Below are 26,426 nucleotides of genomic sequence, written 5' to 3'. Positions count from 1 at the left end.
TTCGTGGGGATCAGTGCTGCGCGGCTCTGCGGGCCCGGTCAGGGAGCCCGATCCGTCGGAAGTCTCGCCCACAGCCACGTCCTCCTCCGGCCGATTCGCTCGGCACTCGCTCCGCTCGGTCCTCCTCATCCCTGTCAGATCAAGCCTTGCTGTGTTCACACTCGCGTCGCTCGCGTGAACCTCGGGCGCGTCGGCCGGAAACGGAGCCTCGCCGGCACGCGCCACCGCGTGAGAGCGATTCCGTTCGTACCTCCTCGGAGAAGACGGACCGCGATAAGACGGAGGCCCGCGTCGCGCTCAGTCGTTCAGCTGTCCCGCGACCGCGTCGACGACGGCGTCGGTCACCTCGTCGCGGCGGCCGGCGAGGTACTCGATGCGGCCCTGGCGAACGCCGACGGCGGTGACGCCCGCGTCGGGCACCGCCATCGCGGCGTCGCCGGCGGCCGAGCGCACGTCGACGTCGCCGTCGGCGCGCACGTACAGCTCGTCGGTGCCGTACACGACCGTCGCGTCGCGCTCGCCCCGCCGCTGGAGTTCGTCGGCCAGCAGCGTCGTCGACGGGAAGTCGAAGCGGTGGCTGTACGCGTCGGCGTCGAGCGCGGCGAAGGTGAAGTCGTCGACCTCTCGCTCCTCGATGTTCGCCTCGGCGGTCTCCAGTTCCGTCTCCAGCTTCTCGCGGAACTGTCCCGCGATGTGGCCCGCGAGGTCGCCGCCCTCGCTGTCGAAGAGGATGTCGGTGATCAGTTCGCGCTTGTCCTGGTAGCTCTGGTAGTACGCCTCCAGCGCGATTGCCTCGCGCAACTCGGTGACGCGATCGGCGTCGACGCCGGCGTCGGTCGCGAGGTCGGCGTACGCCTCGGGTGTCCCCTCCCAGTAACTCACCGCCGGGAGGTGCGCGAGGTCGTCGGTCACGTCCCCGTTCACGGTCGCAGCCAGCACCGACGCGATCGCGCCGGTGGTCAGGTCGGCGGTCTCGGCGCCCGCGAGCCCGGGGTTGACGAGCGTCGCGACCGCGTCGGCGATCTCGGGATCCGCCGTCGCGGCGTCGACGACGACGCGCTCGGCGTCGTAGACGCCCAGCAGGTCGAGCCCGTCCTCGGACTCGACGGTCGAGCCGGTGCCCAGCAGGAGCACGAGCGGGAGCTGCTCGCCGTGGCGGTCGCGGTCCTGGAGCATCCGGGTCGCGTCCTTCGTCGCCGCGTCCATGTCGTACACCGGCTCGTCGAGCGGCCGGCGCGTGAAGTAGTGGTACTCGGCGTCGCTCTTGGCGTGCTCCTCGCGGATCAGCGGGAGGACCGCGCGCTCGACGGCCGCGCCGGCGACGTAGCCGTCGGCGGTGGCGGCGTGGCGAACGACGATCGGGCGGGACTCGATGACCGCGCGGCGGACGGCTTCGGCGGCCTCGAGCAGGTCGTCGCCGACGGTCTCGATCGCCGGGTGCTCGCCGAGGGTGACGACGCCGTCGGGGCGGGCTTCGTCCGTCAGCGCGTCGGCCAAGCGTCGCTCGACGGCCGCGCTCTCATTTCCCTCGAGCGCCGCCAGCGCATCCGTTTCGACCTGTATCTCGTTGCGCCGGACCTCCACGTCGCCCTCGAGGCGAACGATGTCGCCGACCTCGATCTCGGGGTAGGCGCGGACGCCGGCCTGCACGAAGGCCGCGCAGTCGACGACGCCCGTCTCGTCGCGCAGTTCGAACACCGTCGGACCGCCCGTCTGGCGCGCGCCGACGACCTCGCCTTCGATGCGGATCGTCTCGCCGACGCGGTCGGACAACGTGCCGATGTCAACGCGCTCGCCGTCGTCGTCGGGCGTCGACTGCTTCTGTTCGCGGACGGCCTCGACGTCGTCGCCGTCGTCGCCGTCGTCGCTGTCTTCGGACGCGCCCTGGGCCGCCTGCGATTGGCCGCCCTCGGACCCGCTGTCGTCGGCCTCGGCCTCTGTCGTCGATCCGTCGCCGCCATCGTTGGGCTCGTCGGCCGCCTCGGACTCGTCGTCGGTGCCGGGCTCGTCGGGCGTCGGTTTGTGTGTCACGGCGGAGTCGCCGCTGCCGTCCTCGCTGTCGTTCGAGTCGGGCTCGACTTCCTCGGTCCCGTCCTGAGCGAGCACGCCGCGGAACTCTCGCTCGGACTGCCGGATGGACCACGCGAGGTCGACGTTGCCGTTCTCGCGCACGTTCTTCACCTGGACGAACACCTCGTCTCCGGGCTCCCAGTCGAGCGACTCGAGCCGGCGGTCGAGTTCGGAGCGGTGCAGGAGGCCGGTGACGTTGGACGACAGGTCGATGAACACGCCGAAGTCGGCGTAGCCGTCGACGATGCCGCTGTAGAATCGGTTCGGTTTCAGTTGGTTCGGGTCGTTGCCGCGGAACTCGAAGACGACGTCTTCCTCGTGGGAGGAGCAGATGCGTCCGTCCACGGACGCACCACAGATGATACACTTACCCATTTGCGTTGAATCAGTGGTCCCTGCCTAAAACGGTTGTCGAAACGCCGACGCGTGCATCCGTCGAACGACCGCTTTATGCTCCCCGGATAGCGTCCGAGCGTCGGCCGCGTCTCTCACGGACGGCCGCGGCGACGCCGTCAGATAATGTACCATCGGGCCAGCAGGGTCGCGATCGCGTCGAAGCCGCGGAAGCCGGAGCCGAACACCAGCGACGCCGGCACGACCGTCGCCGCGACCGCCCGGACCGTCGTCGTTTCGTGGACCTCGCGGATCCCCATGACGAGCAGTCCGGCGCCGTACAGCGCACACGCCGCACGCAGCTCCGGAACCGGCGGGCCGGCGAGCGCGCAGGGGGCCGTCGCGTACGCGATCACTTGGACGGTCTCGCTGATCCCCGCGCGGTCGCGAACGAACAGGATCAGCAACACCGTCTGCAGCGCCGCCGTCAAGTGGAGGCCCGCGGGCGCGACGAAGACGGCCACGAACAGGAGCGAGACCACCGCCGAGATCGCCGGCCCGCCGAACGCCGTCGGGATGCTCGCGGGATCGAAGAGGAACCGACCGCCGGCGAACGCAACGGCGACGCAGACGGCGAAGACGAGGCCCGGCGCTTGATCCCCGGGCGCGACGCCGGTGCCGAAGAAGCGAACCGGTCGAACGAGTACCTCCGCCCACGCGCGGGCGACCGCGCTCGGGCCGCGTGCCCGCCCCCCCTCGGGATCGTCAACCCACGTCGTCACACCTCGGCTACCGACGGCGCAGCCATGACGGTTGCGGTCTCGTCGAGGCCTCCGGGTGGGCGAGCACGTTTTGCCGGTACACATCGGGACGCGGATGCGGCGTACGTCTGGTTCAGTCGCGACGGAGCACGTGACAGTCCCGACACCGCGCCTGATAGCTCTCTTCGGCACCGACGAGGATCGTCGGATCGTCGACGTGGGCCGGCTCGCCCTCGATGAGCCGCTGGTTACGCGTTGCCGGCTCCCCGCACTCCGCGCAGATGGCTTGGAGCTTGTCGACGTACTCGGCGACGGCCATCAGGTCCGGCAGCGGGTGGAACGGCTCCCCGCGGTACGTCTGGTCGGTTCCGGAGACGATGACGCGTCGGTCGTCCTCCGCCAGCGCCTGACAGACCTCGACGAGTGCGTCCGAGAAGAAGTTCGCCTCGTCGATCGCGACGACCATCTCGCCGTTCAATTCGTCCGCGATGTCCCACGGCCCCTCGTCCTCGTTGTCGACGACGCTCGCCTCCCACGAGCGGCCGTTGTGGGTGCCGATGGTCGTCTCGCCGTAGCGGTCGTCGAGCGCGGGCGTGAAGACGGCTATCTCCTGGCCCGCGATCTCCGCGCGACGAAGCCGTCGGAGGAGTTCCTCGGTCTTTCCGGAGAACATCGAACCCGAGATGACCTCGATCCAGCCGGAGCCGGTGATCGCGTGCATACCACGACGGGGCGACGCCGGCACCCAAAACCGTTCTCCTCTCGGGCGGCGACGGGACTCTGAACCGTGCTGTCGATCCAGGTTCGTCGTGACTTGGACGCGCGAATACCCACCGTTATCCACCAAATACGTCGATATTGGCTGTGTATACTTATCAATATGACATGTATTCGCACAGTCGTCATGAGCGGATATCATCATACTACACCGGAACGATCGACAGATCGCGACGGACGTCTCCGGCCGACCAAGGTGAGAACGCGTGGGTAAAGAATCCACGAACGCGGCGCTTGCCGTCGGCATCGCGGCCGTCGTCGCCGGCGCGGCAGTACTCGCGGCCGGCGGAGTCCCGATAGCCGGCGCGGCGACGATGGGACAACCGCTGCAGACGAACCCGGGACAGGGCGGAGTATCGAACCCGGCGCAGACCGGACCGCAGAACACTTGCCCCACCGGGACGGAGCTGCTCGTCAAGTTCGAAGCGCAGTCGGACGGATCGTTTGCCCCGGAGGGCGGAGACGCGATGGGAGTCAATATCACGAACGTCTCCCTCGACGGCGACGACGAGCCAGAGTCGTTCAACTGGACGGCTGAACAGTCGATCGACGTGGTGCAGGTGAAGGGCGGTCAAGACATCGAACAGTACCCCGGCGGAACGAGTGGGTTCATCGACTTCGGGACGAGCCCCGCGATCAGCAACGTGATCTTCTGTGTCGGTCAGGACACCCCCACCGACACCCCCACCGACACACCAACCGACACCCCCACAGACACACCCACCGACACACCAACCGACACACCAACCGACACACCAACCGACACACCAACCGACACACCCACCGACACACCAACCGACACACCCACCGACACACCAACCGACACACCAACCGACACCCCCACCGACACACCAACCGACACACCAACCGACACACCAACCGACACACCAACCGACACCCCCACCGACACACCAACCGACACACCAACCGACACACCAACCGACACCCCCACCGACACACCGACTACGACCGCCAGCCCGACTCCCGAGGAGGTAGTCCACTGGCAGGTCGACTTCGCGACCGGTGAACGACCGCCGGATCCGCCGGCCTACTGGCCGCGGGATCTACTGTCGGCCCTTGGCAACTCCGAGGACGGCGTCACCCAGAACCCGTCCGTTCGGCGGCAGCGCAACCAGGGACAACTCGAAGACGTGACGATCGTCGGGCAGTCGTTCACCTTCGATGCGGACGACGATCCGACGTCCGTAACCGTCAGGTTCCGCCTGGCTGAGGGTGCCGACTCCCGGACGCTTCACCTCGCGTCGTTCGTCCTTCCGGGACCGTTCGATTCGGACGAGATCGACGAGCAGGAGCTGTTCGACCTCGAAACGACCACCCTCGAGGGCGGCGAGACCGGAGAATTGACCGTCCAGATCCCCCAGCAGTCCGACGACTCGGCTTCGAATCTGGGCTGGGTATCCGGATTCTCCCTGCTGAGTATCGGGATCGGAACGGTCGGAATGACGCTCTCGAAACGACGCAGAATGGACTGAACTGATCCGGTTTCCCCTCGAATCGGCCGGGGTTCCGCCGAACTCAACGATCGTCTGATCGCTCGTCCGAGCCAGGGTGGACAGCCCGTGCGCTCACGGTTGTCGCGTTCGGAAGGATTGTGCGTGGGTGCTGTCTGTAGGGCGCCCCGAGGGGCGCACAGCACCTGCATCCGTGTGGATGCGTGGGACCGGATTTGAACCGGCGGACCTCTACAGGACAGCGCCCTCAACGCTGCGCCGTTGGCCTGGCTTGGCTACCCACGCATCGTGCGTCAGTACGCACTCCGTTCTATCTCGGTTACGGATAAAGGGCTTTCCATTCCGACCAGTCTCCGGGTGCGACTCCCATACCGCGCGGCGGTCGATCCCGCAGACGGTCGACTACTCAAACGACGACGCGTACCCACCGTTCAGTAGTTTCACGGTGCCGGCGAAACCGACGGCGCCAACCCGGACCGATCGGACAACTGCTATACGGCCACCTGCCTTTCTCCCTCATATGAGTACGGACGCTCCGACACCGTTGGCCCGGTTCCGCGGATTCGCACGCGAGCACAGCCTCGGCGTTGCCGGACTCCTCTCTGCGGTCGCGCTCGGACTCGTATTCGCCGTCGTCGGGGGCGTCGTTCCCGCGACTGTCCTGCCTCGGGCGCCCTCCGCGGTGCTGGAAGCGATCCCGACGCTCAATGCAGTGGTCTCGCTCGCGGCTATCGTCACGATCTCGCTCGGGGTGCGTGCGGCCCGGAACCGCGACTTCGAAACGCACCGCCGGTACATGCTCGCCTCGACCGGCCTGTTCGGCGCGTTCCTGGCGATGTACCTCTACCGACTCACGCTCCTTGGGACGACTGACTTCGGCGGTCCGGGGGTCGTCGAACGGTTCGTCTACCTCCCGCTGCTCGCCGTGCACATCCTCCTCGCGATCGTCTGCGTCCCGCTCGTCGTGTACGTACTGACGCTCGCGGCGACGCGACCCCTGGCAGACCTGTTTGACACCGCACACAGGCGGATCGGGCGGGTGGCTGCCGCGCTGTGGCTCGTCTCGTTCGCCCTCGGCGTCGCCGTCTACGTCCTCCTGTATCTCGTGTACTGAGCGGCGGTGCAGCAATCGGCTCGCGTACGGGATGAGCTTCAAATACGATGACGGGGCCAACGCCGTCGATGCGGTGAGCGTCACCGCGGGCCGACAGCGGGTGTGCGACACCGCGGTCCGCGGACGAACCCAGGTGTCGCCTGTTCGCAATCTATCGCAGTCGGCTACGTAGTCCACGGCGGGCATCGGGCCGAGCAACGACGTCGATGTCGAGGGCTCAGTGATGAGAATTCAATCGTCGGCGGGCGACGGCGCCCCGACGGTCGGCCGGGTCACGTCGCGGTCGGTCGCCTCGCCGTCGATGTCGTACGGATACTCGCCTGTGACGCAGCCGAGACAGAGGTCCGCCGTCGTGGACGACAGTGCGCCTGCGACGGCGTCGACCGACAGATACGACAGCGAGTCCGCACCGATCTCCTCGCGCACCTCCTCGACCGACTGGTCCGCGGCGATCAGCTCCTCGCGCGTGGCCATGTCGATGCCCATGTAACACGGCGCGATGATGGCCGGCGCGCCGATCCGAACGTGCACGGCTTCGGCACCGGCGTCGCGGAGCAACTGCACGAGCTGTGTCGAGGTGGTGCCGCGCACGATGGAGTCGTCGATCAGGGTGACCGTCTTCCCCTCGACTGTCGAGCGGATCGGGTTCAGCTTGAGTCGCACCGCACGCTCGCGCTCGTCCTGGGTCGGCATGATGAACGTCCGTCCAACGTATCGGTTCTTCATCAGTCCCTCGGCGAACTCTACGTCTGCGCCGTCCTCGGCGGCCGCGTCGGCGTACCCCGAGGCGAACGCCCGCCCGGAGTCGGGGACTGGCATGACCACGTCCGAGTCGATCCCGGCTTCATCCCACAGCGCGCGCCCGAGATCGCGACGGGCTTCGTATACGAGCGTGTCGTCGATGACGGAGTCCGGCCGGGCGAAGTACACGTGCTCGAAGAAGCAGTGTGCGGAGTTGTCCTCCTCGAACAGTCGGTACGAGTCGAAGCCGCTGCCGTCGCTCTCGAGAACCACTAGTTCCCCAGGTCGTACGTCGCGGACGAGTTCGCCGTCGAGCGTGTCGATCGCGGCGGATTCACTGGCGAGGACGTAGCCGTCGTCCAGCTTGCCGATGCACAGCGGGCGGTTCCCCTGCGGGTCGCGCACGCCCATGACCGTATCGTCGTGCATGACGGTGAGCGAGTACGAGCCGTGGATCCGGCTCATCGTCCGCTTGACGGCGCGGATGAGATCCGATTCGAGGAGATTGCGCGCGAGGTCGTGAGCGATGACCTCCGTGTCCCCCTGCGTGGTGAACGCGTGACCCGTCGCCGCGAGTTCGTCGCGGATGTCGTCTGCGTTGACCAGATTCCCGTTGTGCGCAAGCCCAAGTGCGCCGGATTTGAACGACACCGAGAACGGCTGCGCACAGCGGGTGTTGACGCTGCCAGCGGTCGGATATCGAACGTGACCGATCCCCGCCGATCCGGCGAGGTCGTCGAGGTCCGTCTGGGTGAAGGCGTCGCCGACGAGTCCCATCTCGACGTGGCTGTGTTGCTGGAACCCATCGTGGGTGGCGATCCCGGCGGAGTCTTGTCCGCGGTGCTGAAGCGCGTACAGCGAGTAGTACAGCGGTCGCGCGGCGGCGCGGTCGTCGAGCGCGACGCCGACGACGCCGCACTTCTCGGTCGGCCCGTCGGTGGGGGTCGGCTCGCGCGAGCCGTCGTCGAGCGGTTCGGTGATCGAAGTGACCGGTGCCGCCGCCCCCTCACCGGGGTCGCCGTGTGACATGGGCGAAACCTCGGCCCCGCTCCACAAAAACCCTCGTTATCGTGCGTAGGTCGCCCGTTTCGACGGTAGTGTTATGCACAAATATGTATTCGTAACCGGGGGGGCCCGGTAGACCAAGCGACATCGACGTCGCTGTCGTTCGTTCGACGTGCGTCGGCCGATGGCTATCGGATCTGGCGGGTCGGCGCCTCGTCCCGGGTGGTCGATGTAAGCGACGGTCGGGCCACGAGTGTCGAGCGCGTCGCGAAGAAGTCGCTATTCGGACTGGAAGAGCGGTGAAGAGAGAACGCGGAGGGGCGCTTCAGTTGTCGCCGGCCTTCGACTGCCACTCGTAGTCGCGGCGCTTGGCGGACTTGCCGAAGCCGCACGAGGAGCACTTCTTCTTTTTCACGTGGTAGGACTTCTCGCCGCAGCGTCGACACTTGACGTGCGTCGTCTTGTTCTTCTTCCCCTGAGACGGCGTTCCGGCTCCGGTCATGTGTTGATGGAAACGACGTTGTCGCCACGGATAATCGTTGTGTCTTCGACCTCGTCGTCCGTCGAACCCTCCAGTTCGGTGGGGTCGAGCACGACGTTCATGTGTTGGTCGTAGCCAGCGAGAACGCCGAAGTGAGCGGTGCCGTCTTTGAGGTGGACCGTCACGGGAGTGTCCAGAGCCTCCTCGAGCACGTCGAGCGGGCGGCCAGTCATGTTCCATCCGTCGGCGGATTCGGGTTTAAGCGTACCGGACGCCATCCACCGACGAGCCACTCACACAGGGGGAGACACAGTCGCTGAGCCGAGGGACCCTCGGTCCCCGAGACACGTCGACCCGCAATCCGATTCACGAGTCAGTCGGAACTGCGACGCTCGAACCCGAGCAGTTTTAACAGATGACCGATACGGTACATCTACCATCGCCCGCGGGTAAGTACGGGGTTCGACCTCGTATTGCGGGATTGCGGACCGACGCGCTGTAAGACGCCGGGGTCCACAGTGACCCGTACCGGGGCTTTCCGTACGAGCATCGGCCGCGCGCGACGCGCGGGATTCACGCTCGCAACGCAGACAACGCACACAATGGAAGTAGAAATCGCAACAATTGGCGGCTACGAGGAAGTCGGTCGCCAGATGACGGCAGTTCGCGCAGGGAACGACATCGTCGTGTTCGACATGGGCCTCAACCTGAGTCAGGTCCTGATTCACGACAACGTCGAGACGGAGAAGATGCACAGCCTGGACCTTATCGACATGGGCGCCATTCCGGACGACCGGATCATGAGCGACATGGAGGGCGACGTCCAGGCGATCGTGCCGACGCACGGTCACCTCGACCACATCGGCGCCATCTCGAAGCTGGCACACCGCTACGACGCGCCCATCGTCTCGGCGCCGTTCACCATCGAACTGGTCAAACAGCAGGTGAAAAGCGAGAACAAGTTCAACGTCGACAACGACCTCGTGAAGATGGAGGCCGGTGAGACGATGTCTATCGGCGATTCGGGCAACGTCGAACTGGAGTTCGTCCACGTCACGCACTCTATCATCGACGCGATCAATCCGGTCGTCCACACGCCCGAGGGCGCGGTCGTCTACGGCCTCGACAAGCGCATGGACCACTCGCCGGTCCTCGAGGACCCGATCGACATGAAGCGGTTCCGCGAGATCGGTCGCGAGGGCAACGGCGTTCTCGCGTACATCGAGGACTGTACCAACGCAGGCCGGAAAGGCCGAACGCCCTCGGAGTCTCACGCGCGAAATCACCTCAAGGACACGCTGATGAGCATCGAGGACTACGACGGCGGCATCGTCGCAACGACGTTCTCCTCGCACGTCTCGCGCGTCTCCTCGCTCGTCGAGTTCGCACAGGATATCGGCCGCGAACCGGTGCTGCTCGGCCGTTCGATGGAAAAGTACAGCGGCACCGCCGAGCGGCTGGACTTCGTCGACTTCCCGGACGACCTCGGGATGTACGGTCACCGCAAGTCCGTCGACCGGACGTTCAAGCGGATCATGCAGGAGGGCAAGGAGAAGTACCTCCCCATCGTGACGGGCCACCAGGGCGAACCGCGCGCGATGCTCACCCGCATGGGTCGCGGCGAGACCCCCTACGAACTGGACGACGGCGACAAGGTCGTCTTCTCGGCGCGGGTCATTCCCGAGCCGACGAACGAGGGCCAGCGCTACCAGTCCGAGCGCCTCCTGAAGATGCAGGGCGCGCGCATCTACGACGACATCCACGTGTCGGGCCACCTTCGCGAGGAGGGGCACTACCAGATGCTCGACGCGCTGGAGCCCCAGCACGTCATCCCAGCCCACCAGGACATGAAGGGCTTCGCGCCGTACGTCGACCTCGCGAGCCGCAAGGGGTACAAGCTCGGGCGCGACCTCCACGTCACGCAGAACGGCAACATGATCCAGCTGACCGAGTGACGATGTCGCAGGACGCGACGGCCGAACGGGTGCTCGCGGCGGTCGACCAGCGCCGCGAGCGAGTCAACGCCGCCATCGACGAGGATCTTCCGATGGCGGACCCGGAACGCCTGTACGAGGCCACCCGGTACATCCTGGAGGCCGGCGGCAAGCGCCTTCGACCGACGGCGGCGTTGCTCGTCGCGGAGGCGCTCGCCGGCGTCGACGCGGACGCGACGACCGACTACCGGTCGTTCCCGGCGCTCGACGGCGAGCGGTTCGACCTCATGCGCACGGCTGTCAGCGTCGAGGTCATCCAGTCGTTCACCCTGATCCACGACGACATCATGGACGACGACGACCTCCGGCGCGGCGAGCCGGCGGTCCACCGAGCGTACGACACGGAGACGGCGATCCTCGCCGGCGACACGCTGTACGCGAAGGCGTTCGAGCTCCTCTCAGACACCGGTGCGGACCCGGCGAACACGGTCGAGGCGGTCAACCGCCTCGCCTCAGCGTGTACCCGCATCTGCGAGGGCCAGTCACTCGACGTGGAGTTCGAAACCCGCGACGACGTGACCCCCGAGGAGTACCTGGAGATGGTCGAGCTGAAGACCGCGGTGCTGTACGGGGCGTCGGCGGCCATCCCGGCGGTGCTCATGGGCGCCGACGACGAGACGGTGGAGGCGCTGTACCAGTACGGCGTCGACTCCGGGCGCGCGTTCCAGATCCAAGACGACGTGCTGGACCTGACGGTGCCCTCGGAGCAGCTGGGCAAACAGCGCGGCTCCGACCTCGTCGAGGAGAAGGAGACGCTCATCACGCTCCACGCGCGCCAGCAGGGCGTCGACGTGGACGCGCTTGTGAGCGCGGACACGCCCGCGGAGGTGAGCGAGGCGGCGGTCGAGGACGCCGTCGCGACCTTGGAAGCGGCAGGCTCCATCGACTACGCCCGCGAGATGGCCGAGGATCTCACCGAGCGCTCGAAAGAGCGCCTCTCGGTGCTGCCCGAAGGCCCCGCCCGCGACCTACTCGCGGACCTCGCTGACTACCTCATCACCCGCGGCTACTGAGGATCGGGGCCTCGACTCGAGGCCCGAGATCCCGCTGCCGCGATCCGGTCGTTCCGCCCGGAACGGAAACGCCGAAGTCGGTTCGACCCGCGTTATCGGTCGTGAGTCACTCGTGAGCACCGCCCGAAACGCCGCGCTGTTTCTCGCGCTCGGGATCTGTTGGGGCGGCAGCTTCCCCGCGATCGAGGTGGGCCTAACCGAGTTACGTCCGCTGTTGCTCGGCGCCTATCGCTTCGACGTGGGCGCGCTCGTCGCACTGGCGTACGTGTTCTGGCGATCGGAGGAACCGATCCCGTCCTCGGGGACCGACCTGGCGGCCGTCGCGGTCGCGGGGCTGCTGTTTGTCGTTGCCAACATCACCTTCCTCGCGTACGGGCAGGAGTACACGACCGGCGGAATCGCCTCGATCGTTTATAGCCTCAACCCGATCTTGACGACGTTCTTCACGGTCTGGCTGTTGGACGAGGGAAGCCTCGACGTGCGGGGGTACGTCGGCGTCCTGCTCGGCGTCGCCGGCGTCGGACTGGTCGCCCAGCCGTCGCCGTCGAACCTCGGGGGCGACACGACGATCGGCGTCGCGTTGGTGTTCGTCGCCGCCGTCGCGGTCTCCTTCGGCAGCGTCGTCACCCGGTGGCTGGAGCCCGACTCCGAGGCGTTGCCGCGCACTGCCTGGGGGATGGCTCTCGGTGCCGGTCTCCTCCACGCGCTCAGCGTCGCCGCCGGCGAACCCCAGCCGCTCCCGACGGCGCTCTCGCCTCCGGTCGTGGTCTCGCTCGCGTTCCTCGGCGTGTTCGCCTCGGCGGTCGGCTACGCCATCTACTTCGGACTCCTCGACCTCCTGGGCCCGTTCGAGATCAACCTCGTGAGCTACGTGGTTCCGGTGGTCGCGACGGTCGCCGGCGCTGTCATCCTCTCGGAGCCGGTCACGCCGCTGACCGTGATCGGCTTCGTCGTCGTCGTCGTCGGCTTCACGCTCGTGAAACGCGAGGCGATCCGCCGGGAACTGCGCGGCCGGTCGTGGTAAGCCGGTCGGCTCCTCTCGCTACTGGTCGTCCCGGAGGTCGTCGATATCCGCCAGCAGTTCCTCAGCGTGTTCCTCCGGCGAGACGCCCTCGTACGTCCGCTCGATCCGCCCGTCTGGACCGATCAGGTAGGTGTTTCTGAACACGCCATCGACGACGTTACCGAAGACGTTCTTTTCGCCGTAGGAGTCGTACGCGCTCGCGACCGCGCCGTCCTCGTCGGACAGCAGCGCGAACGGGAGATCGTGTTTCCGGGCGAACGCGGTGAGGTCGTCCACCGGGTCGTCGCTCACGCCGAGGATCGCCGTGTCGCGCTCGTCGAACTCGTCGTACGCGTCGCGAAACCCGCACGCCTCGGTCGTGCAGCCGGGAGTGTCGGCTCGGGGGTAGAAGTAGAGCACGACGCGTCGTCCCTCGAACTCCGAGAGCGAAACCTCCCGGCCGACGTGATCGGGGAGCGAGAAGGCGGGTGCCTCGGTGCCAGTGTCGAGCATCACCGACCATCCGTCCGCGACGTGAAAAGCCGTGTCGGTGTGCGGGTCGCCGACGGGGTCACTCGATCGGCTCGGCCGCGTCCCGCTGGAGGAGGGGATCCGCGTTGGCCGTCGGGAGCGTCACCACGTCGTCGCTCGCGAGCTCGTACTCGCGCTCGTCGACGCCCAGGATCTGTCCCACGTCACGGGTGATTCGGACGGTTCGGCGGTCTGTGCCGTCGGCTGGCTCGGTCGAATCGCTCCCGGCCGCCTGCTCGGCGGTGGCGGCAGACTCGGGGGCGGCGGCGGTGCCGGTGGATTCTGCAGTGGAGTCTGCGGCGGCGGTGGCTGCGGACTCATCGGAGCCGGCTGGCTCGACGACTGCACCGCCCGCCCGATCGGGTTCCGAGCCCGGGACAAACTCTCCGGGCGGACTGTCGTTCCCGGGCGGGGCGTCGGCGGCGGATTTTGCGTCGGTGCCGGCTTTCGAGTCGGTGTTCGCATCGATGGTGGCCGTAGGGTCGGCGTGAGTATCGGCGTTCGCGTCCCCGTCGGCACCGTCCGAGGGCCGCGTCTCTGTGGTCGCTCCGCCTGAGGAACCGTTCGAGGGGGCTCCGTCGCCGCCCATCGCGTCTGCCAAGACGCCGCTCGCGTCGTCTTCGGGACCGTCGGTCGGCTCTTTTGCTCCGGCTGAGTCCGGTGTCGACGCCTCGGCAACTGCGGCCGGCGGCGCGTCCGACCCGGCGCTCGGTTCGGTCGAAACAGCGCCAGCGGCGCCAGAATCGGCGTCGATAGCCACGTCGGCTCCGGTCTCCAGCACGTTGAGAACGCGATTCTTGTTCTGCTCGATGCGGACGACCAGATCCTCGAACAGTTCGACCTCTTGGACCGTCATCCCCTCGGTGTCGGTGGGTGCGCCCGCGGCGGCGAACGACGAGAGCTTGACGACCTTGCCGACGCGCCGCTCGTAGAGCGACTCGACGACCTCCTCGGCGGTCTCGATCTCGTCTGAGAGCTTGCGGACCTGCTGGTCCGAAAAGGGGTTGTCGACGCCCGCAGCGCGCTCGTCGCGCTGACGCTTGCGCTCGGCGAGGTACGCGGCGACGTCCTCGTAGAAGGAGTCGCGCAGGTGCTGGAGGCTGTCTTTCGTGCGCTCCTTCGACTGTACCGAGCGTAGTTCGTCTAGGTCCATCGTGTCCAACTCCTCCGATCGCTACTCCCGCGCCTTCTCCGCGCGCCCTCTGGCCATGAGGAACACGCCGACGTACTCTGGGACCGATACGATTCCCTCCTCCACCTTATCTCTGTCGTCGCCCACGTCGACCGGTCCCGGGTCGCGCACGTCCACGAGGATGTCGCGACCGCGGAACCGGTCGGGGACGGCGTCCGCCAACGGGTCGAAGGCGTCGATTGCGTCGCGCTCCAGCGGACAGACGAGCAGACCGCTGCCGCCGTGAATGGAGCCGGGGAGCCGGATGAGCCGGCGGATGTCGGTCGTCACCGGTTCGTCGATGGGAGCGGTCTGCTCGGCGGTGACGCGCTCGGCGATCGCGCGCACGAGCGTCGAGGCGCCCGGTCCCAACTCGACGTTGCCCGACTTCACCCCCTCGGGGTTGCGTTCGAGCACCCCGTGGATGGTGCGGGCGGTCTTCTCGCCGACGCCGTCTAGTTCTTGGAGCTCGGCGAGCGCGTCTGCCTCGTCCATCTTGCGAAGGTCCTCCGCGTAGGCGACGAGTTCCTCGTGAACGCGCCGACCCCAGCCGCCCTCGCGACGGAGCTGCTTCTGGAGCGTCGTCCCGCGGTCGTTCGGGCGCCGCTCGATGAGGCCGTCGTAGTTGAGGTCGACCGCGCGAACGTAGTCGACCACCTCCCGCCGGGCCGTCGAGTCGAGGTCGGCCACGGCGTCGTCGCGGACGTGAACGTGGTAACCGCGCCCGCCGGAGAAGACGACTCGCAGGTCCGTGTCCGCGAAGCCGAAGTCCGCCTCCAGCAGGTCGAGCAGCGCGAGCAGTTCCTCCTTGCACGCCGCGAGCATCTCGCCGTAGCTCGTCGCCTCGGGGTCGACGCCGGGGAGGTGGTCGGCGTCGAGATCGAACACGAGGTCCGCCGAGCGCCATCCCTTATCGGTCATCCGCTTGTTCGCCGGGTCGTCGTACCGGGCCGCAGAGAAGTAGGCGTGACGGGGCGTCTCGCGGGCGAGGAACTCACTCACCTCGCCGATGTCCAACAGCGACTGGTGGCGGACCATGGTGGTGCCGTCGCCCGCGGTGAAGGGGATGTGTCCCCACTCCCGCTCGTTGGCCTCGGGCGGCGGGGAGACGGACGCGCTCCGGTAGTAGTCGCCGAAGCGGCCCTTCAGGTACTCGCGGGTGCGGCGGTTCATCTGACGGAGTTTGGGTAGTGGCGACGCCGGTATGAGTGTTGCCGTCTGTGTCTCGCGTCGCCCGTCGACGCGCCGGGGGCGTCCACGCGGAGTCCCGGAACACCTAACCCCGAAAGCACCGACCACGGACCCATGATAGACGAGACGGTCGCCGAGATCCGCGAGATGCAGACGCACTCCTCGTCGGTCGTCGCGGTGAAGGCCGCAAGCGCCATGCGAGAACTGCTCGACCGCGAGTACGCCACGCTCGACGAGTTCGAGCGCGACCTGGACCACAACGCCGGGGCGCTTCGCCGCGCCAACCCCTCGCACGCGAGCCTCCACCGGACGATGCGCGCGATCGCCGACGCCGTGCTGGGGAACGCCGAGACCGTCGAGGGGGGGAAAGACCTCCTCGACGCCGCGATCGGTCAGGAGGTCGAACGCATCGAGACCGGCAAGCGCGAGGCGGCCGAAAACGCCGCGCGTACGTTCGAGGACGGCGAGACGTTCCTCACACACGACTACTCCTCGACCGTGTTGGAGGCGGTCGAGTCGGCGGTCGCCGGGGGCGCACACCTGACTGGGTACGTCACCGAGGCGCGGCCGCGCTTTCTCGGCCGCAAGAGCGCGCGCACGCTCGCGGCGATGGACCGGGTCGACGCTCACCTCGCGGTCGACGCCGCCGCGGGCTATCTCCTCCGCGAGGTCGACCCCGACCGCGTCGTCGTCGGGATGGACTGCATCGTCGAGGACACCCTCTACAACCGGATCGGGACGTTCCCGATCGCGGCCGCCGCCGCGGAGGTCGGCGTCCCGGTCGTCGTCGTCGGCTCCGGAACGAAGGTGATAGACGGGGGGTTCCGCTTCGAAAACGAATTCCGTCCGCCCAGCGAGGTGATGCTCGAACCCGTCGACGACATCACCCTAGAGAATCCCGCATACGACGCGACGCCGACATCACTGATCGATTCGGTCATCACCGACGAGGGCGTCCGCGAACTCTGAGTCGGCGGCGTCAGTCGTCACCGGCGACCCCGTCGGTGTTTCCTCGCTCCGGTGGCGACTTCGATTCCCCGTCGTCGCCGAGGCGACGGATCCGGACGCTCGACACCTTGTACTCGGGGATGCCGCTCGTTGGGTCGACGTGATCGCCGGTGAGGCGGTTCACGGCGCCGTCGGCGAAGTGCATCGGGACGAAGACGACGCCGTCACCCGGGCGGTCGCTGACCTCGGCGCGCACCTCGATGGCGCCCCGCGGCGACTCGACCCTGACGCGCTCGCCGTCGGCGACCCCGAGGCGCTCGGCGGTGGCGGGGTTCACTTCGACGAACGCCTCGCCGACGTGGTCGAGCAGCCCCTCGACCTTCCGCGTCAGCGTCCCGGTGTGCCAGTGGTACAGCACGCGGCCCGTCGTGAGCGTGAGCGGGAACGCCTCGCTCGGGAGGTCGCCCGGCTCGCCCGTGTCGGCGGGGACGAACCGCGCCCTCCCGTCGGGGAAGTTAAACGCATCCTCGTACAGGTACGGCGTCCCAGGGTCAGACTCGTCCTCGCAGGGCCACTGGAGCCCGCCCTCCTCGCGGAGACGGTCGTGACTGATGCCGCCGTAGATCGGCGCCACGTCGCTGATTTCGTCCATCACGGCCGCGGGGCCGTCGTACGCCCAGGGACCTCCCGCGTGATCGATCCGGTTCGCCAGTTCTTGGATGATCGCCCAGTCCTGGCGGGCGTCGCCCGGCGGTTCGGTCGCCTTCCCGACCAACTGCACGCGTCGCTCCGTGTTCGTGAAGGTGCCCTCCTTCTCGGAGAACGTCGCTGCCGGGAGCACCACGTCGGCGTACGCCGCCGTCTCCGTCGGGAAGACGTCCTGTACGACGAGGAAGTCGAGCGCGGCCAACGCCTCCTCGGCGTGAGCCAGGTCCGGCTCCGACAGCGCGGGGTTCTCTCCCATCACGTACAGGCCCTCCACGTTGCCCGCGAGGGCCTCGTCGAACACCTCCGGAACCGTCAATCCCTCCTCGGCGGGGGGGCGGACGCCCCACGCGTTCTCGAACTCGTCGAGCACGTCCGGGTCGCCCGGATCGCGGTAGCCGGGCAGGAGGTTCGGGAGCGTTCCCATGTCGCCACCGCCGCCCTGCACGTTGTTGTGGCCGCGGAACGGCGAGACGCCTGCGCCGGGTTTCCCAAGGTTACCAGTGACGAGCGCGAGGTCCGCCAGCGCGAGGACGTTCTGGGTGCCGTGGCTGTGCTGGGTCATTCCCATCGCCCACCCGAACACAACCGAGTCCGCGCTGGCGAGTGTCTCGGCCGCCCGTTCCAGATCCTCGGGCGCGACGCCCGCGAGCCGCTCGACCTCCTCGGGCGTGAACGGCTCCACCTTCTCGCGGAGGGCCTCGAAGTTTCGCGTGCGCTCCTCGACGAACGCGGCGTCGTGGAGATCGTTGGCGACGATGTACCGGATCAGGCCGTTGATCCACGCCACGTCGTACCCGGGGTCGGTGCGCACGTACTGGCTCGCGTGCTCGGTGATCTCCACTTTCCGGGGGTCGAACACGACCAGGTCAGCACCGTCGTGGACGTTTCGCTTGATCCGCGTCGCCAGCACCGGGTGGCTCTCGGTCGTGTTCGACCCGGTGATGAGGTAGGCGTCGGCCTCGCCGATGTCCTCGTTGATGCGGTTCGACATCGCGCCGTAGCCGAGGGTCTGCTTGAGCGCCGCGACCGTCGAGGAGTGACACAGCCGCGCGCAGTTGTCGACGTTCTTCGTCCCGAGGACGGCGCGCGCGAACTTCTGCATCAGGTAGTCCTCCTCGTTGGTACACTTCGAGGAGGCGAACGTCGCCAGCGCGTCCGACCCAGAGCGTTCGCGGATCGACTCGAATCCCTCGGCGACCCGGGAGAGCGCCGCTTCCCACGAGGCTCCGCGAAGCTCGCCGTCGTCGCCCCGCACCAGCGGCGTCGTCAGTCGCTCGTCCGAGTTCGCGAACTCGTAGCCGAACTTCCCCTTCACGCACGTCGAGAAGTCGTTCACCGGCGCGTCCGCGGGGTCGTCGGTCGGCACCGCCCCGAGCACCTCGTCGTCCTTCGAGACGAGCTGGAAGCGACAGCCGACCGCGCAGAAGCCGCACGTTGTCTCGGTGAACTCCACGTCTTTCAGGCGGTGATCGGCGACCCGGCTCGCGGCGTCGAACAGCCACCCCTCCTTCATCGTCCGAGCCGCCAGCGACTCGGCGGCGTGTTCGCCGGCGAGCAGCGCCGAGCGGCCGGCGTCGCCCGCCGTCCGCTTCGCCCACCGCAGCGCCGAGGCGAGCCCGTCCGACTCGGCGCGCTCGCGGGTCGGCGAGGGGCTGTCGGCGCCGTCGGCTCCGGCCGCGCCGTCGCCGGTTCGCGCGCCGCTGTGGTCGCCGCCCGCTCCGCGTCGGCCACCCGTCTCGCTCGTTGCCCGGGCGGCCTTCTCCGCGTCCGCCGTCAGCGACTTCCCGACGCTGTTCGCGTGCGTGAACCCCGGAATCGGCAGCGTCGCGAGCCCGGCGAGCCCCTGCTCGGTCAGCGAACCGGTCGGACATACCGTCGCGCAGTGGCCGCAGGAGACGCACGCCGAGTCGGCCATCGTCTCTGCCTCGGACTGAAACCCGATCTCGGTGTCCTCGCCGGTCCCCTCGATCCGGAGGACCCCCGACACCTGCACGTCGTTGCAGGCGTCGACGCAGCGCGCGCAGGTGATGCACTTGTTGCGGTCGATCTGGATGAACGACGAGGTGTCGTCGAGAGGCTCGTACTCGCTTCGCTCGTCGAAGACGCCGAACCGGGGTTCCTCGACGCCCGTGTCGATCGCGGCGTCCTGTAGCTCGCAGCGGCCGTTCTGGTTGCAGGTGGTACACCGGAGGTTGTGGTCAGAGAGAACGAGATCGAGGTTCACCTCCCGAGCCTCGCGGGCGTCCGGGTCGTCGGTCCGCACCGATACGCCGTCTTCTGCGGGCTGTGAACAGGCGGGAACCAACTCCCCGTCGGCCTCGACAGTGCAGGTGCGGCACGTCGAGCGCGGCCCGATGTCGTCCGAGCAGTCGCCGCCGTCGCGGCCGTACGCGCACAGCGCGGGGACGGTCCCCTCGTACTCGACGGCCTCCATCGCGTCCAACAGGGTCGCGCCCGCGGGCACCGACACCTCGGTGCCGTCGACGACGACGGTCACGGGTTCGCCCTCGTCGCCGTCGGTGGTGGGGTTTGGGATGGCGTCGCCGTCGGCTTCGTCGCCTCCGCACCCGCACGATCCGCAGCCGCACCCGCCGTCCTCGGCCGCCCGCACGGGCGGGTCGGCGGCCGTCCCAGGCGCGAACGTCTCGGTCAGCGGCGTCGACGTGCGCGGGTCCGACACCCGCGTCTCGTCGGGGACCCGCGGGAGCGGGTCGCGGCCGTCGCCCCGCTCGTTCCCGTCCGCGCTCACGGGTCACACACCCCGCGGGGCAGCGACCCTCGGCGTGCGCGCGCAGGTCGCCCGCGAACTCGGCGAGCGCGGTCTCGAGCGGCCGAGCGGCGTCGCCCCCGAAGCCGCACAGCGACGTGCGACTCATCGTTCGCGCCAGTTCGCGCAGTCTCGACTCGGCGAACTCGCCCGCGTACACCTCCCGAAGCAGTTCGTGGGCGCGCACGCTCCCGGTGCGACACGGGACGCACCGACCGCAGTTGCTCTCGCGGGCGACCCGCATCCGTCGCCCGACGACGACGACGGGACAGCCGCCGCCCGGCCCCGCGGCGAACGGCTCGATCGAGCCGTTGGTTCCCAGCCCGGCACCGCGAAGCGCCGGCGCAGACGCGGGCGTGTCGAGATCGCGCGCCAGCCCGCCGAACTGTCCCCCCACGCAGGCGAACGCGTCGGCGTCGCCCTCGACGGCCTTCTCGGTGCCCAGCGCGCGAGACAGGCTCGCGTCCGTCGGTAGTTCCACCGTGCGCCGCTCGGGGCCGACGACCGTCACGAGCCCAGTCCCGGGGTCGGCGGCGTCAGCGTCGAGGGCGTCGGGGTCGGCGACCCCGCGTTCGACGGCCGCGAGCGTTCTGGGCGTGTGCACGAGCGTCGGCCGTTCGAACAGCCCCCACGTCTCCGGCGCGGGGGGTCGGCGACGCGCCTCGATCCGATCGTTCCCCTCAATCGACTCCAGCACGGCGGTGTGTTCGGCCGTCATGTAGTCCGCCTCGGCGCCGACGACCTCCACAGTCAGGTTCGTCTCGTCGGCGACGCGGTCGGCGACGGCGCTCACGCGGTCGGCGACGACCGGGTCGTCCTCGGGGACGACCGCGACGACCTCCGCGGCGTCGACCGCGCTGGCGGCGACGACGGCGCCGGCGACGACCCGACCGGCGAGGCTCGCAAGCACGAGCCGATCGCCGTCCGCCTTCGGGTCGGCGTCGAGCCCGTTCACGACGACCACCGGGTCGCCCTCGGCGTCGCGGGCCTCGCGCCACCCCTCGGCGAGCGGCTCGTCCTGCCGAGCGTCGCCCCAGCCGCGGCCGCGCAGGCCGAGCCGCGAGACCGTTTCGAGCGCGCGCTCGCCCATCGCCGGCGGCGACGCGAAGTCGGTCGGATCGGTCCACCCGGCTCCCCGGAGGGTGCGTCGTGTCCCCGCCGAGAGCGGCCCGCCGTCGACGGGGAAGTCATCGGGATCCGGCTCGTGCTCGACGACGGAATCCGCACCGTCGACGGGGAGGTCGCCGTCAGCGAGCAGGCTCACCAGGCTCGCGGCCTCGTTCGGGTCGACCGACCGGTGGACCGCGGTCCGTCCCCCTCGGGTCACGGCGGCCAGCGGCAGGTGGACCGTCCCCGGGGACCCGACCGCGAGCGTCTCGATCGGGGGTCCGTCGGGGTCGCTCGCCGCGTCGGCGGCCCGCCTGGCCGCCTCCAACACCGCGACCCCGTCGGCGTCGTCGAACGCGACGCGGACGGTCGTCGCGTCCGCGTCCGCGTCGGCTGTGGTCATGGCTCACACTTTCGCGGATTCGGTCAAAAACGTTCCCACGGTGGGGTGCGGCCGCGACCGGTGGTCGGATCAGTTGAGGTTCACGCGGACGCCTTCGGCGTCCGAGCGCCCGATCGCATCGAGCACGCGCTGGACCTCGTAGGCGTCCTCGAAGTTCGGGTGGAACTCGGCGCCCTCGCCGGTTCCGCCGACTTCGTCGCCCCCGTTTGTGGGATTTTGCGCCACGCTTGTCAGGAACTCGTAGTTCTCGTGGACGAACGTGTGCTCCCAGCCGATGACGTGCCCTGGCGGCCACCAGTGGTCGATGTAGGGGTCGTCCTCGTCGGTGACGAGCACGGTCTCGTAGCCGCGGGCGTCGCCGGTCATGACCTCCAGTTCGTTCAGGCGTTCCAGCGAGAACTGCAGGCTCCCTTCGCTGCCGTGGACGGCGATCGTGTGGTCGTTCTTGTGACCCTCTGTCACTCGGGAGGCCTCGAAGGTGGCCATCGCCCCCGAGTCGTACTCCACCTGCGCGGAGTAGGCGTCGTCGACGGTGACGGGTCGCGTCTCGCCGTCGGCGCCCTCGACCGGGCGTTCCTCGGTGAACGTCTTGCGGTGCCCAGAGACGCTCGCGGCCTCACTGACCCGGTCGCCGACGAGGAAGCGCGCGAGGTCGATCGTGTGCGCGCCGAGGTCGCCGAGCGCGCCCGACCCGGCCATGTCCTCGTCGTTGCGCCAACTCCACGGCGCCTCCGGGTCCGACAGCCAGTCCTGGAGGTATCTGCCGCGGACCTGTCGAATCTCGCCGAGTTCGCCCGCGTCGATGAGTCGCTTCGCGTAGCGAATCGCCGGGACGAACCGGTAGTTGAACGCGCAGGCGGCGGGCACGTCCGCAGCGGCGGCGGCGTCGCGCATCTCCTCGGCGCCCGCGAGCGTCGGCGCCAACGGCTTCTCACAGAGGACGGGCGTGCCGGCCTCCAGCGCCGCGATGGACGGTTCGACGTGGAGGTGGTTCGGGCCGAGGTTGTAGAAGGCGTCCACCTCGTCGATCACCTCGCACCAGTCGGTGGCGGTGTGCTCGAAGCCGAGCGTCTCTGCGGCGTCCGCTAGTGCCTCCTCGTCGCGTCCGATCACCGTGTGGCGGTTCGTCTCGGGAGCGTCCTCGAAGAACATGGGGAGGCGGTCGAGCGCGTTCGCGTGCGCTTTCCCCATGAAGCGATACCCCAGGACGCCGATGTCGATGGGTTCGTCGGTCATGGCTGTGTCTCGTGGGACCCGCGGACTTACTCCGCCCAGTAGGCGTCGCCGGGAGTGGTTTCGAAGCGCGCGCGTTTCAGCAGGTCGACGGCCTTCTCCATGCCCTCCCGCGAGGAGGTGAGCGCGTCCTCGTGTTCGATGGAGAGGGCGCCGTCGTAGCCGACCATCCGGAGCGTGCTGACCACGTCCTTCCAGTGCGCCTCGCCGTGACCGTAGCCGACCGACCGGAACAGCCACGAGCGGTTCTCGCTGTCGGCGTAATCGGTCGTGTCGAGCACGCCCTTCTCGCGCGACTGCGACTCGTACACCTTCGTGTCCTTCGCGTGGACGTGGTGGATCGCGTCGTTCTCGCCGAGCACGCGGATCGCCTCGGTCGCGTCGATCCCCTGCCAGTAGAGGTGCGAGGGGTCGAAGTTAGCGCCGACGCGTTCGTTCGTCAGCTCGCGCAGCTTCAGCATGCCGTGCGGCTCGTACACGAGCATGTTCGGGTGCATCTCGATCGCCAGGTCGACGCCGTGGTAGTCGGCGTGGGCGGCGAGATCCGACCAGTAGTCCTCGGCGACCTCCCACTGGTACGCCTCCGCCTCTGCGTGCTCGGTCGGCCACGGCGCCGTGACCCAGTTGGGCACCTCGTCGTTCGGGCCGCCCGCGGGTAGCCCCGAGAAACAGGTGACCGTGTCGACCTCGAACTCGTCGGCGAGCTCCACCGCCTCCCGGAGTTCGCGGTCCGCCGCGACCGCTGTCTCCTCGTCGGGGTGCAGCGGGTTGTTGTGGGTCGCGAGCGCGCTCACGCGCAGGTCGTGTTCGTCGAGGTCCGCGCGCAGTGTCTCTCTCGCGTCTTCGTCCGCGAGCAACGCCTCGCGGTCGGTGTGGTCCTGTCCGGGGTAGCCGCCGACGCCGAGCTCGACGGTCTCCACGCCGATGCCGGCGAGGTACTCGAACGCGTCCGCCCGCGATTCGCCGCCGAGTGGTACGGTCAGTACGCCGATGTCCATGCTCGCGGATTGTACAACGATCCGAATAAATCTATATGTCGGGTGACCCGAGGCACGCTGCAGACGCAGCGAGACGGTCGCCGGCGGTTCGATCTCGTGGCTGAGCCGCTCAGTCCGCGCCCTCGGCGGCGCGCCTGTCCATCGGGTCTTCCAGTTCGCCCATCACCTCTTCGAACGCGTCCGTGGCGGTCACCAGCCCGCGGATCTCACCGTCGGAGACGACGAGCGCGAGCTCCTGGCCCTCCGCCTGGAAGCGGTCGATCGCGTCCGAGACGGTCGCGTCCGGCGACAGCGTCATCGGCGGGGCCGCGACCTCCCGCAGGTCGAGGTCGTGGTCGGCGAGTCGGTCGACCTCGCGGATGAACGCGGGGACGTACACGATGCCGAGGAACTCCTGACCGTCGTCGCCCAGCAGCGGGAACCGCGAATGCGGGTGTTCGCGCATCGTCGCGAGGTTCTCCTCCCAGTCGTTGCCCGTCGACAGCGACACGATCTCCTCGGGCGGGACCGAGATCTCCGAAACGGTCCGTTCGCCGACTCGGAGGGCGTTGACGACCTCCTCGCGTCGTTCCTCGGAGAGATCGCCCGCCTCCAGCGTCGAGGAGAGCTCCCGACGGAGGTCCGCGCGCGACTCGATGACGTCCTCCTCTGTCTCCAGCCACGCGCCGGTCATCTCCACGCCGAACAGCTTCAGCGTGCCCTTCGCGATCCAGTCGCCGAACGTGATGACCGGGGAGATCAGCATGTGGAAGTAGTACAGCGGCGTCGCGCCGTAGCGCGACACCAGCCGCGATCGCTCCACGCCGAGATACGTCGGCGTCTGCTCGCCGTGCGTCAGGTGCAGGAGGTTGATGATCACGAATCCGAGGATCGCCCCGGCGCCGACCGACGCGAGCGCGGTGTTCTCGAACACGGGCTCGAACAGCGCCGCCAGCGCCGGCTCGGCGACGATCCCGACGGCGATGCTCGAGGCGGTGATCCCGACCTGGCAGGTCGTCAGATAGATCTCGAGGTTCTGGGTCATCTCCCAGGCGCGTTCCAGCGCGGGCGTGTCGCCGACGAACTCCGCCTCGGTGAACTGTCGCGCCCGCGTCAGCGCGAACTCGATCGCGACGAAAAAGCCGTTGGCGAGGATCAGTCCGACCCCCGCGACGAGTCTGATCAGGACCTCGGGCGTACCCATCGCTGTCGTAGCCATCGCTGCCGGGTTCACTTCGAAGGCTGAAAAACGGGACGGCCGTCGGAGGCGGGGCGATCGCCTACTCGTCGATCCGGACCGCCCGCCCATCGTCGGTCGAGCGATAGATGCCGTCGATGACGCGCTGGACCGTCAGCGCCTGCTCGACGGAGTTTCGGCTCGGCGCCTCGCCCGTCGCGACCGCCTCGAGGAACGCCGCCTGTTCGGCGCGGTGGGTGTCCACCTCGCGCGTATCGACGGCCGTGTCCGTCAGGTGGTGGCCGCCGCCGACGCCGTTCTCGAACAGGGTGAGTTCGCCGCTGCCGCGGTCGAAGTGCGCGCCGCCCTCGGTTCCGCGGACGAAGAAGTCGTTGTTCTCAGGGCGGTTCGTCGCCCACGCGGCCTCCAGCGAGACGGTCGCGCCGTCTGCCGTGCGGATGAATGCCGAAACCGAGTCGTCGACGTCGAAGTCCTCCGGGCCCGAGTCGTCGCCCCACATGTCGATGTAGGTGTAGTCGTCGCGGCCGCCGAACTCCGAGCGCGCAACCCCGGAGACCTCGACGATCTCCGGGAAGTCGAGGAAGTACAGCGCCAGGTCGATGGCATGGACGCCGATGTCGATGAGGCTGCCGCCCCCGGAGACGTCCTTCGTCGTGAACCACGACCCGCGACCGGGGACGCCCCGGCGACGCACGTAGTTGGCTTCGACGTGGGTCACGTCCCCGAAGCGCCCCTCCCCCTGATAGTGTTTCAGCACCTCGACGGGCGCCGCGAAGCGGTTGTTGAACCCGACCATGCAGATCCCCTCGGCCTCGCGGGCGGCCTCGGCGATCCGCTCGGCCGACTCCAGGGTGTGTGCCAGCGGCTTCTCCAGCAGCACGTCGAGTCCCCACTCCAGCGCGGAGACGGCGTACTCCTCGTGGAACCGGTTCGGCGTGGTGATGAACACGGCGTCGACCATGTCGTACAGTTCGCCGGCGTCCTCGAACGCGTGCGCGTCGAACTCGTGGACGAAGTGCTCGCGCGCGCCGGCGTCGACGTCCATCCCGCCGACCAGATCAGCGCCGAGCGACTCCAAGCGCTCTGCGTGATGGTGGCCGATGCCGCCGAGGCCGACGATGCCGACGCGGACATCGGACGGGTCGAAGCCGTCGACGAGCGTCATCGCCGCACCTCGGGGATACTACTCGATATCGAGTAATACATCATGTCCGGATGGAGGGGAAGGGGGTCAGTATAGTTGTCGTTCCTGTTCCTCACGCTCGGCCTCCGCCTCCGCCTGCTCTTCGAGGTTGCGGCGCCCGCGCAGGTACTGCCGGGCGAGCGGGAGGAACCGGTTCTTCCCGTCGCGCGCCAGCGCGTACAGCCCGTAGGCCCACGGGACGAACAGCAGCGTCACCGCCGCGAGGTACAGGGTGTCGACCACCC

Annotated in this window: 21 protein-coding genes, 1 tRNA gene and 1 pseudogene; 6 read left to right on the top strand and 17 right to left on the bottom strand. The window is 68.5% G+C overall.

Going from position 1 to position 26,426, the window contains the following annotated elements; all coding sequences use genetic code 11:
• Window positions 1-297: 297 nt before the first annotated feature.
• The 3 genes from P0Y41_RS02535 to P0Y41_RS02525 all read right to left on the bottom strand — a co-directional run bounded on the left by P0Y41_RS02535 (window position 298) and on the right by P0Y41_RS02525 (window position 3,885).
• On the bottom strand, window positions 298-2,445 hold the full coding sequence (locus P0Y41_RS02535) for a DHH family phosphoesterase (RefSeq protein ID WP_284062432.1): 2,148 nt from the start codon (window positions 2,443-2,445) through the stop codon (window positions 298-300).
• Window positions 2,446-2,582: 137 nt separating this feature from the next.
• Complete coding sequence (locus tag P0Y41_RS02530; RefSeq protein ID WP_284062431.1) at window positions 2,583-3,185, bottom strand: YIP1 family protein; 603 nt, start codon at window positions 3,183-3,185, stop codon at window positions 2,583-2,585.
• 112 nt (window positions 3,186-3,297) lie between these two features.
• Window positions 3,298-3,885, bottom strand: a complete 588-nt coding sequence (locus P0Y41_RS02525) for a thymidine kinase (protein ID WP_284062430.1) — start codon at window positions 3,883-3,885, stop codon at window positions 3,298-3,300.
• 262 nt (window positions 3,886-4,147) lie between these two features.
• Here P0Y41_RS02525 and P0Y41_RS02520 point away from each other — a divergent pair, with 262 nt between their 5' ends.
• The gene (locus tag P0Y41_RS02520; RefSeq protein WP_284062429.1) at window positions 4,148-5,434 is read left to right on the top strand and encodes a hypothetical protein; all 1,287 of its coding nucleotides are present in this window, start codon (window positions 4,148-4,150) and stop codon (window positions 5,432-5,434) included.
• A gap of 179 nt (window positions 5,435-5,613) precedes the next feature.
• Here P0Y41_RS02520 and P0Y41_RS02515 read toward each other — a convergent pair.
• Window positions 5,614-5,698: transfer RNA gene (locus tag P0Y41_RS02515), tRNA-Leu, on the bottom strand.
• Between the two features lie 235 nt (window positions 5,699-5,933).
• Between P0Y41_RS02515 and P0Y41_RS02510 the strand changes: the two genes are divergently transcribed.
• Complete coding sequence (locus P0Y41_RS02510; RefSeq protein WP_284062428.1) at window positions 5,934-6,527, top strand: DUF420 domain-containing protein; 594 nt, start codon at window positions 5,934-5,936, stop codon at window positions 6,525-6,527.
• A gap of 231 nt (window positions 6,528-6,758) precedes the next feature.
• Here the strand turns inward: P0Y41_RS02510 and purF are convergent, their stop codons facing one another.
• The 3 genes from purF to P0Y41_RS02495 all read right to left on the bottom strand — a co-directional run bounded on the left by purF (window position 6,759) and on the right by P0Y41_RS02495 (window position 8,987).
• Window positions 6,759-8,297 (bottom strand): amidophosphoribosyltransferase, encoded by a 1,539-nt coding sequence (purF, locus tag P0Y41_RS02505; RefSeq protein WP_284062427.1) that lies wholly within the window; start codon window positions 8,295-8,297, stop codon window positions 6,759-6,761.
• 301 nt (window positions 8,298-8,598) lie between these two features.
• Window positions 8,599-8,775, bottom strand: a complete 177-nt coding sequence (locus P0Y41_RS02500; RefSeq protein ID WP_159669710.1) for a 50S ribosomal protein L37e — start codon at window positions 8,773-8,775, stop codon at window positions 8,599-8,601.
• A complete protein-coding gene (locus tag P0Y41_RS02495; RefSeq protein ID WP_284062426.1) occupies window positions 8,772-8,987 on the bottom strand; it encodes an LSM domain-containing protein in 216 nt (71 codons plus the stop codon). The genes P0Y41_RS02500 and P0Y41_RS02495 overlap by 4 nt, the downstream gene beginning before the upstream one ends.
• Before the next feature lie 369 nt (window positions 8,988-9,356).
• On the opposite strand from P0Y41_RS02495, the gene P0Y41_RS02490 reads away from it, so the two are divergent.
• From P0Y41_RS02490 to P0Y41_RS02480, 3 genes are all read left to right on the top strand, one after another.
• On the top strand, window positions 9,357-10,709 hold the full coding sequence (locus tag P0Y41_RS02490; protein ID WP_284062425.1) for a ribonuclease J: 1,353 nt from the start codon (window positions 9,357-9,359) through the stop codon (window positions 10,707-10,709).
• A 2-nt stretch (window positions 10,710-10,711) separates the two neighbouring features.
• A complete protein-coding gene (gene idsA3, locus P0Y41_RS02485; protein WP_284062424.1) occupies window positions 10,712-11,761 on the top strand; it encodes a geranylfarnesyl diphosphate synthase in 1,050 nt (349 codons plus the stop codon).
• A 112-nt stretch (window positions 11,762-11,873) separates the two neighbouring features.
• The gene (locus P0Y41_RS02480) at window positions 11,874-12,785 is read left to right on the top strand and encodes a DMT family transporter (protein ID WP_284062423.1); all 912 of its coding nucleotides are present in this window, start codon (window positions 11,874-11,876) and stop codon (window positions 12,783-12,785) included.
• Between the two features lie 18 nt (window positions 12,786-12,803).
• Here P0Y41_RS02480 and bcp read toward each other — a convergent pair whose 3' ends face one another.
• Genes bcp through priS form a run of 3 tightly spaced genes read right to left on the bottom strand, consistent with a single transcriptional unit; the run spans window position 12,804 to window position 15,639 of the window.
• Entirely contained in the window at window positions 12,804-13,277 is a 474-nt protein-coding gene (gene bcp, locus P0Y41_RS02475) for a thioredoxin-dependent thiol peroxidase (protein WP_284062422.1), read from the bottom strand.
• 58 nt (window positions 13,278-13,335) lie between these two features.
• The gene (locus P0Y41_RS02470) at window positions 13,336-14,448 is read right to left on the bottom strand and encodes a hypothetical protein (RefSeq protein ID WP_284062421.1); all 1,113 of its coding nucleotides are present in this window, start codon (window positions 14,446-14,448) and stop codon (window positions 13,336-13,338) included.
• 21 nt (window positions 14,449-14,469) lie between these two features.
• Window positions 14,470-15,639 (bottom strand): DNA primase small subunit PriS, encoded by a 1,170-nt coding sequence (priS, locus tag P0Y41_RS02465; protein ID WP_284062420.1) that lies wholly within the window; start codon window positions 15,637-15,639, stop codon window positions 14,470-14,472.
• A 132-nt stretch (window positions 15,640-15,771) separates the two neighbouring features.
• On the opposite strand from priS, the gene P0Y41_RS02460 reads away from it, so the two are divergent.
• Window positions 15,772-16,626: an eIF2B alpha/beta/delta subunit family protein gene (locus P0Y41_RS02460; protein WP_284062419.1), complete on the top strand. Its 855-nt coding sequence runs from the start codon at window positions 15,772-15,774 to the stop codon at window positions 16,624-16,626.
• 10 nt (window positions 16,627-16,636) lie between these two features.
• Here P0Y41_RS02460 and fdhF read toward each other — a convergent pair whose 3' ends face one another.
• The 7 genes and pseudogenes from fdhF to P0Y41_RS02425 form a co-directional block, all read right to left on the bottom strand.
• Window positions 16,637-20,062: a formate dehydrogenase subunit alpha gene (gene fdhF / locus P0Y41_RS02455; protein ID WP_345783175.1), complete on the bottom strand. Its 3,426-nt coding sequence runs from the start codon at window positions 20,060-20,062 to the stop codon at window positions 16,637-16,639.
• A gap of 94 nt (window positions 20,063-20,156) precedes the next feature.
• Window positions 20,157-21,170 (bottom strand): annotated as a pseudogene (locus P0Y41_RS02450) (NADH-ubiquinone oxidoreductase-F iron-sulfur binding region domain-containing protein); the annotation flags it as partial.
• A 489-nt stretch (window positions 21,171-21,659) separates the two neighbouring features.
• Window positions 21,660-22,826 carry a Gfo/Idh/MocA family protein gene (locus P0Y41_RS02445; RefSeq protein WP_284062418.1) on the bottom strand — a complete coding sequence of 389 codons (1,167 nt, stop codon included), beginning with the start codon at window positions 22,824-22,826 and terminating at the stop codon, window positions 21,660-21,662.
• 26 nt (window positions 22,827-22,852) lie between these two features.
• On the bottom strand, window positions 22,853-23,821 hold the full coding sequence (locus P0Y41_RS02440; protein WP_284062417.1) for a sugar phosphate isomerase/epimerase family protein: 969 nt from the start codon (window positions 23,819-23,821) through the stop codon (window positions 22,853-22,855).
• A gap of 109 nt (window positions 23,822-23,930) precedes the next feature.
• Window positions 23,931-25,004 carry a CNNM domain-containing protein gene (locus P0Y41_RS02435; RefSeq protein ID WP_284063324.1) on the bottom strand — a complete coding sequence of 358 codons (1,074 nt, stop codon included), beginning with the start codon at window positions 25,002-25,004 and terminating at the stop codon, window positions 23,931-23,933.
• Between the two features lie 76 nt (window positions 25,005-25,080).
• Window positions 25,081-26,163 carry a Gfo/Idh/MocA family protein gene (locus tag P0Y41_RS02430; RefSeq protein WP_284062416.1) on the bottom strand — a complete coding sequence of 361 codons (1,083 nt, stop codon included), beginning with the start codon at window positions 26,161-26,163 and terminating at the stop codon, window positions 25,081-25,083.
• 66 nt (window positions 26,164-26,229) lie between these two features.
• A complete protein-coding gene (locus tag P0Y41_RS02425) occupies window positions 26,230-26,424 on the bottom strand; it encodes a DUF8005 family protein (protein ID WP_284062415.1) in 195 nt (64 codons plus the stop codon).
• Window positions 26,425-26,426: the final 2 nt, after the last annotated feature.

The sequence above is a fragment of the Halobaculum halobium genome, assembly GCF_030127145.1.
GTDB classification, from domain to species: Archaea; Halobacteriota; Halobacteria; order Halobacteriales; family Haloferacaceae; genus Halobaculum; species Halobaculum halobium.
This window is presented reverse-complemented; position numbering and strand designations above follow the sequence as displayed.

Coding starts and splice junctions, on each gene's coding strand:
- priS (WP_284062420.1), bottom strand. CDS start 15,639: ATGAACCGCCGCACCCGCGAGTACCTGAAGGGCCGCTTCGGCGACTAC.
- P0Y41_RS02535 (WP_284062432.1), bottom strand. CDS start 2,445: ATGGGTAAGTGTATCATCTGTGGTGCGTCCGTGGACGGACGCATCTGC.
- P0Y41_RS02500 (WP_159669710.1), bottom strand. CDS start 8,775: ATGACCGGAGCCGGAACGCCGTCTCAGGGGAAGAAGAACAAGACGACG.
- P0Y41_RS02440 (WP_284062417.1), bottom strand. CDS start 23,821: ATGGACATCGGCGTACTGACCGTACCACTCGGCGGCGAATCGCGGGCG.
- purF (WP_284062427.1), bottom strand. CDS start 8,297: ATGTCACACGGCGACCCCGGTGAGGGGGCGGCGGCACCGGTCACTTCG.
- P0Y41_RS02495 (WP_284062426.1), bottom strand. CDS start 8,987: ATGACTGGCCGCCCGCTCGACGTGCTCGAGGAGGCTCTGGACACTCCC.
- P0Y41_RS02525 (WP_284062430.1), bottom strand. CDS start 3,885: ATGCACGCGATCACCGGCTCCGGCTGGATCGAGGTCATCTCGGGTTCG.
- bcp (WP_284062422.1), bottom strand. CDS start 13,277: ATGCTCGACACTGGCACCGAGGCACCCGCCTTCTCGCTCCCCGATCAC.
- P0Y41_RS02430 (WP_284062416.1), bottom strand. CDS start 26,163: ATGACGCTCGTCGACGGCTTCGACCCGTCCGATGTCCGCGTCGGCATC.
- P0Y41_RS02510 (WP_284062428.1), top strand. CDS start 5,934: ATGAGTACGGACGCTCCGACACCGTTGGCCCGGTTCCGCGGATTCGCA.
- P0Y41_RS02460 (WP_284062419.1), top strand. CDS start 15,772: ATGATAGACGAGACGGTCGCCGAGATCCGCGAGATGCAGACGCACTCC.
- P0Y41_RS02490 (WP_284062425.1), top strand. CDS start 9,357: ATGGAAGTAGAAATCGCAACAATTGGCGGCTACGAGGAAGTCGGTCGC.
- P0Y41_RS02435 (WP_284063324.1), bottom strand. CDS start 25,004: ATGGGTACGCCCGAGGTCCTGATCAGACTCGTCGCGGGGGTCGGACTG.
- idsA3 (WP_284062424.1), top strand. CDS start 10,712: ATGTCGCAGGACGCGACGGCCGAACGGGTGCTCGCGGCGGTCGACCAG.
- P0Y41_RS02445 (WP_284062418.1), bottom strand. CDS start 22,826: ATGACCGACGAACCCATCGACATCGGCGTCCTGGGGTATCGCTTCATG.
- P0Y41_RS02470 (WP_284062421.1), bottom strand. CDS start 14,448: ATGGACCTAGACGAACTACGCTCGGTACAGTCGAAGGAGCGCACGAAA.